Annotated in this window: 15 protein-coding genes; 2 read left to right on the top strand and 13 right to left on the bottom strand. The window is 35.5% G+C overall.

Annotated features, from left to right (window positions below; translation table 11 throughout):
- Positions 1 to 14 precede the first annotated feature (14 nt).
- The gene (locus IEV85_RS04495) at positions 15 to 1,184 is read left to right on the top strand and encodes a hypothetical protein (protein WP_188460601.1); all 1,170 of its coding nucleotides are present in this window, start codon (positions 15 to 17) and stop codon (positions 1,182 to 1,184) included.
- Between the two features lie 72 nt (positions 1,185 to 1,256).
- Here the strand turns inward: IEV85_RS04495 and IEV85_RS04490 are convergent, their stop codons facing one another.
- From IEV85_RS04490 to IEV85_RS04430, 13 genes are all read right to left on the bottom strand, one after another.
- A complete protein-coding gene (locus IEV85_RS04490) occupies positions 1,257 to 4,280 on the bottom strand; it encodes a T9SS type A sorting domain-containing protein (protein WP_188460600.1) in 3,024 nt (1,007 codons plus the stop codon).
- A 258-nt stretch (positions 4,281 to 4,538) separates the two neighbouring features.
- Positions 4,539 to 4,844: a hypothetical protein gene (locus IEV85_RS04485; RefSeq protein WP_188460599.1), complete on the bottom strand. Its 306-nt coding sequence runs from the start codon at positions 4,842 to 4,844 to the stop codon at positions 4,539 to 4,541.
- A 296-nt stretch (positions 4,845 to 5,140) separates the two neighbouring features.
- Positions 5,141 to 5,593: a DoxX family protein gene (locus tag IEV85_RS04480; protein WP_188460598.1), complete on the bottom strand. Its 453-nt coding sequence runs from the start codon at positions 5,591 to 5,593 to the stop codon at positions 5,141 to 5,143.
- 19 nt (positions 5,594 to 5,612) lie between these two features.
- On the bottom strand, positions 5,613 to 6,350 hold the full coding sequence (locus IEV85_RS04475; protein WP_188460597.1) for an SDR family oxidoreductase: 738 nt from the start codon (positions 6,348 to 6,350) through the stop codon (positions 5,613 to 5,615).
- Positions 6,347 to 6,772: a darcynin family protein gene (locus tag IEV85_RS04470; protein ID WP_188460596.1), complete on the bottom strand. Its 426-nt coding sequence runs from the start codon at positions 6,770 to 6,772 to the stop codon at positions 6,347 to 6,349. Before IEV85_RS04470 ends, IEV85_RS04475 begins: the two co-directional genes overlap by 4 nt.
- 193 nt (positions 6,773 to 6,965) lie before the next feature.
- On the bottom strand, positions 6,966 to 7,472 hold the full coding sequence (locus IEV85_RS04465) for a cupin domain-containing protein (protein ID WP_188460595.1): 507 nt from the start codon (positions 7,470 to 7,472) through the stop codon (positions 6,966 to 6,968).
- Positions 7,473 to 7,559: 87 nt separating this feature from the next.
- Positions 7,560 to 8,135 carry a Crp/Fnr family transcriptional regulator gene (locus IEV85_RS04460; protein WP_188460594.1) on the bottom strand — a complete coding sequence of 192 codons (576 nt, stop codon included), beginning with the start codon at positions 8,133 to 8,135 and terminating at the stop codon, positions 7,560 to 7,562.
- A 90-nt stretch (positions 8,136 to 8,225) separates the two neighbouring features.
- The gene (locus IEV85_RS04455) at positions 8,226 to 8,927 is read right to left on the bottom strand and encodes a formylglycine-generating enzyme family protein (protein ID WP_229712505.1); all 702 of its coding nucleotides are present in this window, start codon (positions 8,925 to 8,927) and stop codon (positions 8,226 to 8,228) included.
- A 229-nt stretch (positions 8,928 to 9,156) separates the two neighbouring features.
- On the bottom strand, positions 9,157 to 9,762 hold the full coding sequence (locus IEV85_RS04450; protein ID WP_188460593.1) for a serine hydrolase domain-containing protein: 606 nt from the start codon (positions 9,760 to 9,762) through the stop codon (positions 9,157 to 9,159).
- A gap of 172 nt (positions 9,763 to 9,934) precedes the next feature.
- Positions 9,935 to 11,275 (bottom strand): T9SS type A sorting domain-containing protein, encoded by a 1,341-nt coding sequence (locus tag IEV85_RS04445; RefSeq protein ID WP_188460592.1) that lies wholly within the window; start codon positions 11,273 to 11,275, stop codon positions 9,935 to 9,937.
- Between the two features lie 233 nt (positions 11,276 to 11,508).
- Positions 11,509 to 12,057, bottom strand: coding sequence for a hypothetical protein (locus tag IEV85_RS04440; protein ID WP_188460591.1), 549 nt, complete (start codon positions 12,055 to 12,057; stop codon positions 11,509 to 11,511).
- Positions 12,058 to 12,832: 775 nt separating this feature from the next.
- Positions 12,833 to 13,009, bottom strand: coding sequence for a hypothetical protein (locus IEV85_RS04435; RefSeq protein ID WP_188460590.1), 177 nt, complete (start codon positions 13,007 to 13,009; stop codon positions 12,833 to 12,835).
- Between the two features lie 164 nt (positions 13,010 to 13,173).
- Positions 13,174 to 13,470 carry a winged helix-turn-helix transcriptional regulator gene (locus IEV85_RS04430; protein WP_229712504.1) on the bottom strand — a complete coding sequence of 99 codons (297 nt, stop codon included), beginning with the start codon at positions 13,468 to 13,470 and terminating at the stop codon, positions 13,174 to 13,176.
- A 142-nt stretch (positions 13,471 to 13,612) separates the two neighbouring features.
- On the opposite strand from IEV85_RS04430, the gene IEV85_RS04425 reads away from it, so the two are divergent.
- Entirely contained in the window at positions 13,613 to 14,212 is a 600-nt protein-coding gene (locus IEV85_RS04425) for a nitroreductase family protein (RefSeq protein ID WP_188460588.1), read from the top strand.
- Positions 14,213 to 14,214 lie beyond the last annotated feature (2 nt).

The following is a 14,214-nucleotide window of genomic DNA, read 5'->3' as shown; positions in this document are numbered from 1 at the left end:
AAATATTAAATAGCATGATATCAAACATCAGATCACTATTCTTATCTATCACTTTCTTCTCTTTATTTTTACTAGTGAGTTGCCATTCTTCAGATGATACAGATATTACTCCACCGGAGGTCAATATTGAAGAAGCCAAACTATCAGATTTTCCATTATTTGGTGTTGATGTTACTGAAATTAATATTACTGACCCGGAAATTATTAATAACAAAGAAACAAAGTTTGGAGAGATCAAAATAATAGTGCCTGCTAGAACTTCTTTGGACGAAATAGCCGCATCCATAACATCCCAGGAACTTGATTTAAGTAAATTTAGTATAGCTCCGGGTAATGACGAGCTTTTGTCTTTCGAAAATGAAAAAGTACATGTATTTACAATCAGTGCTATAGCTACTAATACAGATATTCTGCATTATGAGGTGAGCATTGTAAAGGAAGAAGTGCTTGTTCCTGAAACACTTAGAATAACAAGTTTTACTTTTGAGAAGAGTAAAAATCCAAATTTGCCAGATGATGTAACAATTTCAAAAACAGTAGAAGCTTCAGGGCTAGATAAGATATACTTGTTTGTGCCTTCAGGAACAGATTTTACAGATTTGATCCCCACTGTTGCTTTTGATGGGACTAAGCTATATTACTCTCAGGAATCGTCTAGCCCTGGGCCAGGTATTGAATATCCTGCAGAGGATACAAGTTTCGATTTTAAATACCCCAAAGTTTTTAATTTGACAGTAGAGGATAGAAATGGCGATAAGCGGAAAACAACAGCAGTAATTGTAGATGTGATAAATCCGGTGAAATTAGAAGCTATTTCTGTTACTACACCAGATGTTACACAAGGTACTTCCCCATATTTTACAGGCATAACAAAATGGACTAATCAGGGGAATCATATCATAAATTTCCAAAAAGCCACAACCTATGAAGATGTAAGTCCGGTAATTACACCTGCGCCTTCTGAATGGCCAATTACTGTAGATAGAAGTCTTCCTGGTGGAGGCTTAAAACCCGGTGAAAGTGCGAATGTAAACGTTCAAGTATCTCAATATTATCCAGAAGGCATTTATAAGTCCACTGCAGTTTTTTATACTAGAATATTTCAGGATAATGATAGTGATGACTTACTTGAACCTGCTAAACTTCAAATAACTGCTAACATTGTTAGTGATGACGACTGGTGAAATTTTTAAATAGCTTCAAATCAAATTTTTAAATAATGGCCGAACAGGTTCATCTTTTCGGCCATTATCAAATCATTCTTTTACTACACGAATGAGTGCATGTTCTTCTCCATTAGAAATCTTAACAAGATACAATCCACTGGGTTGTTCTAAGTTGAGCATCTCCTGTTTTTGAAAGCTAAATTGTTTTTGACTTACAACTTGCCCATTAGCATTGTATACAGTGACCATAGTTAATGGATATGGCTTATCCAGTATAATTTTAAACCTGCCTTGGGTAGGGTTAGGGGCAATACTAGCCTCACCTGAGAAAGTGTTCTCAACTATACTTGTTACTACTATTTCCTCGCACTCAGATATAACAGAACAACCATCTACCGTAACCTTTACGGCATAACTGCCTGCTTTAACTGGTTGGAAAGTTTGATTAGTTTCTCCATCAATAATAGTCATGTTGTTACTACAGTCTAGCCATTGGTAGATAGCGTTATCTACATCTACTGACAGGGTTCCATTATCTGAAGTAATTGATGCTGATAACCCGGCAAGTTTCACAGCTTGCGTTTGCGAGCTCGGTGCCCCACTTCCATTGGCAAAAGTCCAGGTGACTTCTTTAATGCTGGCATCTGTAATGGGAAACTGTATATCGGCAACTCCTGTTATTATATTTCCACACCCGTTGGTTGCTGTGGGGGCTTCAGGCATTTCAATCTGGCAAACACCCATAAGGGTAGGTAAATTTTCTGCATCGGCTATAGGGGCTCCACAGGGTGTTGGTGAGTTTATACTACGGTAAAGAATTGCCACAGAGCCACGCTTACTCAGTCCGGTAATTAAAAGCTCAGGGATTTTATCACCATCTATATCTGCTGACGCAATCGAAGGATTTTTAACTACTTCCAATTGGGTATTTTCCATTTTAGTGAAGTTTCCTTGGCCATCATTAGCATACAGTTCAGTAACTGCTAATTCATCATAATCCATACCGGCGATGAGCACATCCTGGTCTGCATCTCCATCAACATCTACAAATTTGATGGAGCCCAGCTGTACACCAATGAAGGGAGTGTTCTCTACTTTAGTGAAATGTCCGGCCCCATCATTTTTGTAAAGAGTCGCTTTGCATTTGCTGTTCCGGTTATCTCCACTTATAAGCAGGTCAATATCCAGGTCTCCGTCTATATCCGCAAATGCCACAGAAGAGAGTACTAACCCTTCCAGCCCGGCACTTTCCTGCTCAGTGAAAACGCCTTTACCATCGTTGGTATATAACCTGGTAATTGGTTTTTGATTGATATTCAACCCACTGATAAGAAGGTCATTGTCCTGATCATTATCTATATCAGCAAAAGCAGCAGCAGAAAACTGAACGTTTTCAAGCGTGGTTAATTGAACACGGTTAAAGCTACCTGCTCCATCATTGGTATAAAGTGTGGTGCTTGGTTGGAAAGATGAGTTCATGCCGGTTACAATTAAATCCAGATCCTTATCCCCGTCTATATCTGCTAAATCCAGGCTTGAATACCGTACTTGCTCAAAGGATGTGTTCTTTGCCGCTGTGAAATTACCTTTTCCATCATTTATGTATAACGCAGTAAAAGCAGAAGAGAAGTCTCCTTCTCCCGAGATGAATAAATCCATATCTCCATCCCCATCCACATCGCCCCATGCAGAGGAGGGACGGATTAAACCTTTTATATCATTACTGCTGTTAGCAGTGAAATTGCCATCTCCATCGGCAAAATATAACATTGATGAAAACTCTTCATAACCTAGTTGGCTATTATACCCGCTAGTAAACACATCTTGATGGCCATCTCCATTAACATCTACAAAGTTTGCTTCAGAGCTGGAAGTGCCTGCAAAATAAGAGCCTATAACACGTTTAAATATACCTTTTCCAGTATTTCTATACAGCACAGCGCTAGGTGGTTCTGTAAGTCCGTGGCTACCTGTAGATAGTAAATCCGGATAATTATCGCCATCTATATCTGCAAAAGCAATGGAGGAGTTGCCCACACTTGCAAATGGAGTGTTGTTAACAATTGTGAAATTACCGCTACCATCATTAGTGTAAAGCAGTTGATGAGTAATATTATCAGTGTCTGTTCCTGAAATAATCAAATCTACGTCATCATCAAGATCGATATCCGCCAAAGCAATAGAAGGATCTATTACACCTATGAAACTGTTAGTAGTGACATGTGTGAACTTTGCATTTCCGTCATTAAGATATAAAAATGAGTAAATTGACTGATTGAGATTTTGTCCGCTGATAAATACGTCCAGATCATCATCTCCATCCACATCTGCAATAGCCAGTGAAGAATGGGCAAAATTATGCAACCCTGAGTTTAACAATTCATTAAATGTTCCTTTACCATCATTGGTATAGACAATAGTATTGGGTATATATTGGCCAGTTGAGTAATCAGCACCTGTTAAAATTAGGTCTGCATCATTATCTCCGTCCAGGTCATCAAATGCTACGGAAGAATAGACCAAACCAGGAAAAGAGTCATCTGCTATAGTGTAGTTACCCTCTCCATCATTAGAATACAAAATGGAAGTATTAGAAATGTCATTGGTTCCGGAAATCAGCAAATCCTGATCTTTATCACCGTCAATATCTGCAAAGGCAATGGAAGAATGGTAAACTCCTCCGAAGGGTGTGTTTTCAACTTTGGAAAAATTTCCAAGCCCATCATTTTTGTATAATGTGGCAAGAGGAACCTTATTAACATTTCTACCCGTGATTAACACGTCCGGATCACCATCACCATCAACATCTGCAAAGGCTATAGATGAAAATGCAACTCCTTCAAAAGAGGTATTTTTAACTTGCGCAAAGTTGCCGTTGCCATCGTTGAGGTACAAACTGGCACTCGCATTATTATCTGCACCCAAACCAGTAATGAGTACATCCTGGTCTCCATCACTGTCAACATCGGCCCAGGCAACAGAAGAATAACTCACTGCAGTGAATGGGGGAAGGGTTTCAGAGGATGAGCCGGGGATAGGCTCGTAACTAATTTGACTCAATAAACGGCTGGTTGCTACCAGTAAAAGGAATAATGTTAAAGTTTTGAATTTCATGATTCTATTTTAAAAGTTGTAGAAATTTTTTTTCACCATCCCCTTTTTTTGCTAAAAGTTAAAAGTTAAAAATTCACTCTTAACTTTTAACTTTTAGCAAACTTTAATTGCGGTTTAAAAAAAGATAATACAATCGAGGTAGGGGTAGCTGTTAAGAAAAACGTATAAAAAGACTAAATGAATTCAGCTATATGTTATCTCTATGATGTAACTCTATCAATCATGTAATGAATGGTTTAGAGTATAAGCTGTTTCTCTTTAAATTATTTCTTTAATGATTTGTTGATCTTTATCCATGTGTCTCGCATATTCAATTTTATTGGTGTACCCGATCCATATTTCCGTATCATCTACTAATTGGTAAACATATATGTGAATGCCGCTCCCAATATCCTTAGAAGGTTCGCCAAATTCTTCTAGCAAAGAATTGTAAGTCATTTCTAGATTTAATTTTAATTCAAAATCGGCATATTCCAGTGTTTTGGTCTGAGAGGAATCATCATCCTGAGTGCACGACATAAACATTACTACTGGTAGTAGTAATAGGTAGATTTTGGTTTTCATAATTTTTGTGTTTGTTTTAATGATGACAAAAATGACCTTAGAAAGGTTGGAATGTTTTTTTAAAAATACATGAATATTTAATATGTCATTGCCTCAGAAAATAGCAGGCCTTTACTTTTTTTGAAATATGGTTTACAAATGATGAATGTTTGATCCTTAGTAAGTACAATAACAAGCTCTCAGTTCAAATCACTACTTTAATAGCTGTAAACTGTTAAAGTAGCGATTAGATAGTACAAGCCGGCTATCTTGTAGGGCGGTTTAACATTAGGTCTTTATAGCAATTCTGGCTTTTGTTATCTTTTTATTGTAGAAAAATACACCCATATAATAAAAAGAACCTGTAAGGGTACTCTGAACCATAAATACACCAATCCATTACCCTCAAAAGTGCCTTTTTGGTAGTCAATATGTTTTAGGGCTGCGTATATATTGGCCGGTAAAATGAGAATGAAAAAAGCAATCAATAACCACGCTGTAATAATTCTGAGATTAGGAATAAAGAGGCCGATGGCTGCAGCAATTTCAATAATCCCCGTCACATAAACTGTTTCCGTTTTGAAAGGAATAAAATCAGGTAACATCATAGACATCCCTTTGGTAAAAGCAAAGTGTGCTATTGCCGTAAATACAAGCATTACGGACATTGCGATTCTAGCCGACAAAGCGATTTCATAGTTTCCACTAAAAATCCTGTTTATTGCTATTGAAATAGCAAACACTGAAAGTAATACTATAAGAGGTTTCATAACTTGTTGTATTTAAATTTTATAATCCATTCTTCATGATGCTGTCTGAAAGCTTAGGCGAAAGCCGATTGATGAATTTCAACAGCTTCGTTTTGCCGATATAACTTTCAACCTTGTCTTTTTTAAAGTTTTTGAAAAATTCATCAGTTAACTGTTCAGGCGATATTTTGGATTTGCCCCGCCCACTAGTCATAGGTGTGTCAATTAATGCAGGGATAATTTCAAAAACTTTTGTCCCCGTATTTTCTAACTGGTAGCGCAAAGTCTTACTGAAAGTATGAATAGCAGATTTACTGGCACAATAAACCGAAGCGGATTTTTTTGGGGCAATAAAAAGTCCGCTACTAACATTTACTATTGCACTATTATTGTTTTTTAGCAATAATGGAAGCAACAAACCTGTCAGTTTTATGGGGGCTGATATGTTTGTGGAAACCTCATAGTCAATTTTGTAAATCAGCTCTGGCTCATCAATAAAACTGTAGTTGTATTGAACCGCTGCATTGTTTATGAGAATATTCAGCTCAGCATGTAGCTGCTCAATGAATAAAACGAGCTCGTCTAATGAATTTTTGTCCGTTAAATCGCCAGCAAATGTCTTTATTTCCGGAAGATCATTATGTATTTCTTCCAATTTGTTTTTGTCTCTTCCTGTAATGATGACTTTATTGCCGAGTTCCAGAAAACGCTTAGCCAACACCAAGCCAATTCCTGATGAACCGCCTGTAATTAAAACTGTGTTTCCTGTGGTTCTCATTGTTTTTCCTTTTTAAATCGTTCGTTAAAATCTTCAAACAAGTTCTCCTGCCCAACAATAATGTCCTTAATTTCAAAATAAGGAGCGCCATACACTTTAGTATCACGAAGTAATTCAATGAACAACTTGTAATCATCTAAATCGGTAGTACTTACAATCATAAAATCTGAAACAGACGCATGAAAATACTCACTGTCAAACAATTGTACAGTTACGGTTTTGCTAACTCGAACGAAAATGGGTGTTAGTTCTTTTTCAACAAAATCACTTCGTTCATCTCTGTTTAGTGTAAGCCATTGTGGTGTTGCGTTCATCAATACCAAAATGGTATAAGGTTTCTGATTTTCCATATTATTATGTTTTTTTTGAGCATGGGCGTTTAGCGATAATGCCACTAGTAGTATTAAAATTATCTTCTTCATTTTGTTTTGTTTTATATGGGACCTAAAATTAGATTATACAATGGTGTAATCGTTTGTTGCTGATTTCCAGATGTATATCATTGATTCTCGCGTAATTGCCTGACAGGCTCTGTTTAATTGATAATCAAAGTTGTGGAAACAAAAAGTCAATTGCATTTACATAGGTTGATAAATGCTGGCGATCAAAAATTAATTATTCTCTGGTCGGAATCATATCAGAACAGTCCACCGGGTAGCTGTCATACTTGTTATAGAGTTTCAAGTATTTTTCAGCATCGATAGGTGTATCATTAAGTATTTCGTGTAAACCCCTGAAAAATCCTTCTCTTTTAGAGGAGGGATTAAATATGAGTAGTAGAATAACTTCCTCTTCTGTATCATTTCTGAAGCCATGCGGTGAAAATCGTGGAGCATAGGCTACAGAGCCGGCCTCTGCCTGTAATGTGTTTTCGAAGGTTTCAAATGTCAAAATACCTTTTTTAACAATGAATGTTTCATCCATATATCTATGATAATGTAACTTTGCTCCAATTGACATAGGTGCAAGTGCAATTTCATAAACCCCTAGTTGATCATTGGAATGTTCACTGGTTAGCTTAAAAGTGAAAGAGTTGTTTCCTATTTCGTAGCGTTCACCCTGATTAGGAGAAATAAGGATTGCGTTATTCTCCAGTTGGTCGTTAAAGAAATCTGTTTTCATACTGCTTTTTTTTATGTAGAACCTTTTTATTGAAAAACAAAGATTCTACATAGGGAGCAGTTAAACATTTACATAGGTTGATAAATGCTATTTGCCTGAACGTTTTTTTCTTATGCGGCTTAATTGAGTTGGTGTAATGCCTAAATAAGAAGCAATATGGTATTGCGGAATTTCTTGTTCCAGCTGCGGAAAGGCTTTTTGAAATATTTCATAGCGCTTATCAGCATCCAATAATACAATTTCAATTTCCCGTTGTTCTTTTTGTACAAAAAACTGTTCGGCTAAAACTCTTGCACAGCGTTCAATGTCAGGGGAGGTTTCATACAGGTTTTGTATGTCTGCAAACTTTGCCACCTGTATTTTACATTCGGTTAATGCCTGTTGAATAATTTGATTGGGGGTGCCAGTAATGAGAGAAGCATAACCTCCAATAAAGCAAGGGTTTATGAAAAAATGTTTGTTGTATTCAATGGCTTCATTGTTTCTGTAAAAGGCGCGTATAATGCCACTTTCTAAAAAACCAATTTCCTTTGCTATTTGTCCGTCCGTAATAAAGTAGTCACCTTTTTTTAAAATCTTTGGGGTGAAAAGTAACGAAAACTTTTCCAGGCTTTCTGTTGAGGTTGGTGATAAACTATTGAAAAATGTTTTTAAATCAATCATTACTTTTAATATATCTCACTGTTTCAGTAAGCCTGTTAACCAGTTTGGCATTTAGGGCTTCTCATAGCAGTTTTCATTAGCTGATGTTTTTTACTTTTTAGAGTTAGTTGCTATTCTAAAACCCAGATCGTCTATTTTGAACGAGAAAGGATGACTTCTTCTTCGGGTTGTCGCCATAACGCTTCTTTCCTGATCGCACCAGCCGCCACCACGGAAAACACGGTAGGTTCCGTAAACAGTTTCGTCATAGATATCTGAGCACCATTCCCAAACATTTCCCAACATATCGTAAAGTCCCCACTGGTTAGGTGTTTTTTGTCCGACTTCTTGTGTCCGGTTATTGGAGTTGTCTTTAAACCAGGCAACTTCTGTCAATTCCCCGTACCGAATGTCTTTAGCTCCTGCTTGACAGGCATATTGCCATTCCGCTTCTGTTGGCAATCGAAATCCATTAGAGTTTGGAATGAAAGTTACTTTTTCTGTTGCCAGGTCAATCGCATAGCATTTGTCTCTACTTAAAGATTCAGATAGGTTATTGCAAAAATTTACAGCATCAATCCAGGAAATGGTTTCTACTGGTAGTCTTTCACCCTTAAATGTTGAAGGATTCTCGTTTGTTATCGCTTTGAATAAATCTTGTGTTATTGGGAATTTTAGGAGCTCAAAAGAATTTATCTCAACCGACCAGGTTTCTTTAGTTCTGTCGTCTCTCATATCTACCGTTCCTGCTGGAATGGTCACTAACATTTTGTTAATTAGTTGTTTATCTATTTTTACATCTATCGTATTCACTGGTGTCTTTATATATAACTGCTAACGGTGGTGTATAATAACATTAGGTTTAGGAAATTTATACCATTGGCTCGAGCCAATGGTCTTTTTTTGATTTACAATTTACATTTTTAAGAAGTAAAACAAAAAGCAACTTTACAAATAGACCTGAACTTTTAGGTTATTGCTAAAGCTGCCCTCTAGCTTTTAAATTTTGTTGGCAGTAGTTCATCTGCACCTAAAAAAATATCTAATTGGAAAAGAACATATTTATACTTTCGTTAATATCATCCATTACCGCATCATAATGTTCGTAGTGTTTATCTGAAGAGACGCCATCATAATTACTCAATATAAAAAAACCTGCATTTCCCGGCCCACTAAAATGAAATTCAGAACTAATACCAGGATCTCCACCACTATGACCGAAAGCATTTACTCCCGGGTCAATATCCCAAAATATAGAATAATTAGAAGAGGTTTCTGCAAATAATAAATCATAATAGCTTTCCTTAAACAAAAGGCTTTCTTCTCCTCTCTGGCCAGCTATCATAGCTATCATATATTTCATCATATCTTCATTAGAGGTTCTTAATCCGCCATCAGGAAATGATTCTAAACCGTAAACTGGTAAAGGCGTATTCTTGTCATATATTATCATTTGTAGTAGTCTAAAAATTCCTTTTTCTGCATTGTACCAACCTAATAAAGTGATACTTGCTAATATGAATAATGAAACAGAAAGGTATTTATTTGCGCGATTTTTATAAAAGGGGGATACTAATAATGAAATACTAATAAAATAATCTACTGTGCTACCAATGATAACTGTAAAATCTAAAAATGTGCTATTCACAATTATTTATATAAAATCTTGTTGAGACAATTGCAATACTGACTTTTATCTTTGATTGCTTAAAAAGCACCATACCTAAATTTTACTTCCTCTGTTTTCTTTAATGAATGAATTCTACCTTCTATACCTAATAGCTGTTCTTAGGTAAGTGAAATGCTTGTTGAAAAAGTGCTTATTCTTTGATTAACCGACCTACGCTTTTATATTTATCAGACCTAATATGGTACAAATAAAGACCTTTTCTTAAAGTGCTTATGTCAATACTTTCAGCTTTATTGACGCTTGTCGAGATTATTTTTTTTCCGTTAATATCGTATAATTCAAACAATACCCGGGCAAATTCATTTGGATAATTTATATGTATGCTTTCCATAGCCGGATTCGGATAAATGCTTATGTTTTCCGATAAAAAGTCATCATTATCGGTTACTTTTACATCTATAGGGGAATAATAAAACGCTACATTCCTGTATTTTTCTTCTTGCTTTGTGTCATGATTATATTGACTTAGGCTTGTACTTAAAAGCTTATGATGATACTTAAACTCCTGCTGATTTAAATAATTGGGTAATAAAATATCATTAAATACCATGGAAAAATCGAATTCATATTTTTCATACATCAGCTCATGTTGAATAGAGCCATCGTCACGAGCTTTGAACTTTACGTTAGCATATTTCTTTAAATAATCATTGCTATCATAACTATAGTACTGTCTATTTGCCAATTTCCAGTTATCTTCACGTGCATCGTCCCATACGTAGTTTGATAAAGTGTATAACCGCCATTGCAAGTCATATAAATACCAGTCCTTTTTGCTCTCTATCCAATGCCTGGTATTGCTATCCCAATTAGAATAAAAGATATAATGCAGTTCTTTGTCATTTATATACTCGTAATCAACCTTCTCTTGTAATTTCCATTCCTCTGAACTGGGATACCACCAATATAAACTGTCGGTTAACGGTTTTCTTTGATCATTATAACTATACTCCCACCTTTCAGTCAATAACCAATCTTGCAAATCATACTTCCATTGATAGCTGATCCTTTGAATCAATTCATCGTTTTGATTATATGTAAATTCCCATTTTGTCTCTTTATTCCATTGTTCTCTTGCCCAAACAAATCTTGTATTAACCGTTTTGTTTTCTATCTCATTATACTGCGTTTCCTCTTTTAAATGATTTACCCATATAGTATCAGTAGCGTTCCAGGATGAGAAAACCCATAATATTTCATTTAAATCATCATCGTATGTAAAGGTCTTTTTTGTAAATCTCTTATTCCAGCTCCCTGTTACTTCATCATAGTTATACTCTATAATGCTATCTAGTTTTTCTTTGTAGACATGTTTTGTTTTTAAGTTTTGCGGATCCAATCTATTGGCGGAGAACGGATCTGTCAACCCTCTAACTGAATATTCATTTAAAACTGAAGTTCGCATTTCTTGCCCTAAAGCGGATAAACAGAAACAAGAAATAATAATCAAAAATGAGTACTGTCTTTTCATTCTACTATTTTTATATGCTCGTAAAATAGTAGAATATTATTCGAAGTGAAGTTGCCTCAAGTCAACTTATCTCATTTTTTTGCTTTTAGTTCTGAAAAAAAATCCTAGTTACTATAGGACAATATGAAAAGACGCTATTTAATTTTAATAGCCGAAATTATTGATAGAAGACACCTGTTATTTATGATTGGCCGCTATTTTTTTGGCTTTTATAGCAGCATTTAAGCCACTTACTATTTTTGTTCGTCAATTGAAATTAGAAAAGATTTACATTTCCTCTCGTAAAGTTTATTGTCACTTTTCTTCGTATAATTTTCAATTTCAGTCCCTATTTTTCTATAAAAATCAAAAGATTTTGGATGGCTACTACTTACTTGAATTTTATTATACCCTCTCTCTGAATAATAGGGTATGATAATGGATTTGAGCCAATAACTTCCATATCCTTTCCCTTTTTCAACAATATGAAAGTATTTCAGTAAAAGTGTGTCTTCTTCATTTATAAAAGATTTGATTCCGAGTTTATTTAGGTTTCCACCAACAATTGTTACTACTCCTTTAATCTCTTCTTTTTCCTCTATAGTATGTATCTCATACCAAACTTCGTCAATTTTATTAAGGCTTTCAATATATTTTATAGCGTGATAGAGTTCATTATAATCATCCCAATTATTTACTAATTTCCAATTTACATATTTGCCAATCGGCAAAAAGAGTCTATTTTCAAAATTGCTGTATAATTTAAAATTTACCTTATTTTCTTTAGTGGCAATTATTTTCATTCGCAGTTTTTTAGTTTGTGCTATTGAGTTGGTATATGAGCTGTGGCGTATTTTAACAGTAACCTTTCCAAATAAAAAGGGCTTTAGAAAGTCCGCAGGATTTTCCAGGTAAGCACAGACCATTTTATCACTTATTGTTCGTATGTAATAGTATAAGTACTTAACAGATAACCCCTTAAGTTAAGGTTTGAGAACAAAACTAATAAGGAGCAAGGACTTATGGAAATACAAGTTAATGATTTTTCAATGAATATTGATGTAGGAATAGATATCCACAAAGCCGGTCATTTACAGTGCTGTAAAGGGATATGAGTAAAATAAGTTTACCCAGTTGACAAGTGTAAAATTATAGGAAGCCAGTGAGTTAGCAATTGATTGCTATGATATAAAATTATATCAACGCTTTTTAATCAAACGACAGATTGACAGCTAACTAACTGTAGCTGATAAGGAAACAAAAACCTGTCTGAAACACATTAATCCCAGAGGCTACATGCTTTTACCTTTCTTTTTTTGTTTTTTCAAATCTTATTATTTCTTGTTTAAGTCCTGATTGTCTATTTATTCTAACTGTCATTGAGGAATCCGATAAATCAAGTAGCTTCCATGATCCTTCATTTTCTAAAAACCTGTTTAAGAAATAAATCCTTTTTCCATCTGAAGTTAATTCCCATTTGCGAGAACTGATAGGGTTATATTTCTCGATGTCAATATGCCTGATAATTGGTAACTACCAATTTTCCATGGCAAATTGTAAGATGTGTTCTTTTCCCTATCATTGGTATAGTAAGCTTTTAGGAGCAAAATGGTCGTTTTTGACCCAATCACCACTCTGAACGAGAAATGGATGTTTCTTCAATTTATTCATTGTGAAATGAGAGAGCACGTAATCAAATTCCGAATCCGTAATTGATGTTATCTCTTCAATATGTTCCCTTAACTTAATGCTCATTCGGAGCTAATTTTTTTTCTAAGGATTGTGCACAACGGTTAAGTATACGCCTGGTGCAGGCTTTGAAGTATTTAAATTTCGGTTGACGAAATGTTTGTTCCTATTTGCGTCTTTCCAAAATAGCATTTTATCCCGCATTAGGCAGGCAATGTTAGTGCTGCCTATCATTCCGTTTTAATGCGCTTATTGCTTTTGGCCGTTTCTTTTCCCCATTGGGCAATCCCTTTAAGCAACGGAATGAGTGTTTTTCCAAATTCCGTGAGTTCATATTCTACTTTTAATGGCGGTTTGGTGGTGTATACAGTGCGCTTGATCAACCCATCCGCTTCAAGTTGTTTCAGTTGCAAACTTATAGTCCGCTCCGTTACCATTGAAAGTTCCTTTCTCAATTCATTGTATCGTTTTTTTTCGATTAAATGAATGAGGATGACCGCTTTCCATTTTCCACCTATGTATTTCATTGTCAGGCTCGTGCTGCAAGGAAATTGCTTGTTGTCTATACAATACATCTGATACTATCCTTTTTGACCGTTATTGCAAAGATAACATACTGTAGTTAATATTGTAACTATAAAAAGTATAGTTAATTAAAATGATATAAAAATGAGTTTTTTAGACCTGGCCAAAGGCAGATATACAACAAAAAGTTACAACGCAAACAAGAAAATTTCCGCTGAGAAAATACAGCAGTTAAAAGAAATCTTGCGGTTGAGTCCATCATCTATCAACAGCCAACCCTGGCAATTTATTTTCGTTTCGGACGAGAAAACCAAACAGGACTTAGCAAGTGCTTCTTTCTTCAACAAACAAAAAATCAATGACGCAAGTCATTTGGTGGTGTTTAGTGTCATTGACAACATTGAAAAATTTGAAGAACAAATTCGTCAAAATTTGCCGGAAGGGGCAGTTGGTTATTATAACAATTTCCTAAAACCGCTACCCGAAACGGAAATCAAATCCTGGTTAGCGCATCAGGTGTATCTTTCACTTGGTTTTTTCCTTTCTGCCTGTGCAAGTCTTGAGATTGACAGCTCACCTATGGAAGGTATTGAGAAAGAAGTATACGATAAAACCCTAAAATTGGAGCATTACACCTCTCTTTTTGCTGTGGCTATTGGGTACAGAAATCCCGAAGACACGAATCAACCGTCCGTTAAGCCCAAATCCCGTTTGCCCTTAGCAACCATTATTCAATCCATATAACT

This window comes from Marivirga lumbricoides, from assembly GCF_014636295.1.
Taxonomy (GTDB): Bacteria; Bacteroidota; Bacteroidia; order Cytophagales; family Cyclobacteriaceae; genus Marivirga; species Marivirga lumbricoides.
Note: the sequence above shows the minus strand (reverse complement) of the source record. Positions and strands in the feature narration are given on the sequence as shown.

What these genes read in the sequence shown, in the direction of transcription:
- IEV85_RS04495 (WP_188460601.1), top strand. Translation starts at nt 15, where the DNA reads ATGATATCAAACATCAGATCACTATTCTTATCTATCACTTTCTTCTCT.
- IEV85_RS04490 (WP_188460600.1), bottom strand. Translation starts at nt 4,280, where the DNA reads ATGAAATTCAAAACTTTAACATTATTCCTTTTACTGGTAGCAACCAGC.
- IEV85_RS04485 (WP_188460599.1), bottom strand. Translation starts at nt 4,844, where the DNA reads ATGAAAACCAAAATCTACCTATTACTACTACCAGTAGTAATGTTTATG.
- IEV85_RS04480 (WP_188460598.1), bottom strand. Translation starts at nt 5,593, where the DNA reads ATGAAACCTCTTATAGTATTACTTTCAGTGTTTGCTATTTCAATAGCA.
- IEV85_RS04475 (WP_188460597.1), bottom strand. Translation starts at nt 6,350, where the DNA reads ATGAGAACCACAGGAAACACAGTTTTAATTACAGGCGGTTCATCAGGA.
- IEV85_RS04470 (WP_188460596.1), bottom strand. Translation starts at nt 6,772, where the DNA reads ATGAAGAAGATAATTTTAATACTACTAGTGGCATTATCGCTAAACGCC.
- IEV85_RS04465 (WP_188460595.1), bottom strand. Translation starts at nt 7,472, where the DNA reads ATGAAAACAGATTTCTTTAACGACCAACTGGAGAATAACGCAATCCTT.
- IEV85_RS04460 (WP_188460594.1), bottom strand. Translation starts at nt 8,135, where the DNA reads ATGATTGATTTAAAAACATTTTTCAATAGTTTATCACCAACCTCAACA.
- IEV85_RS04445 (WP_188460592.1), bottom strand. Translation starts at nt 11,275, where the DNA reads ATGAAAAGACAGTACTCATTTTTGATTATTATTTCTTGTTTCTGTTTA.
- IEV85_RS04440 (WP_188460591.1), bottom strand. Translation starts at nt 12,057, where the DNA reads ATGAAAATAATTGCCACTAAAGAAAATAAGGTAAATTTTAAATTATAC.
- IEV85_RS04435 (WP_188460590.1), bottom strand. Translation starts at nt 13,009, where the DNA reads ATGAGCATTAAGTTAAGGGAACATATTGAAGAGATAACATCAATTACG.
- IEV85_RS04430 (WP_229712504.1), bottom strand. Translation starts at nt 13,470, where the DNA reads ATGAAATACATAGGTGGAAAATGGAAAGCGGTCATCCTCATTCATTTA.
- IEV85_RS04425 (WP_188460588.1), top strand. Translation starts at nt 13,613, where the DNA reads ATGAGTTTTTTAGACCTGGCCAAAGGCAGATATACAACAAAAAGTTAC.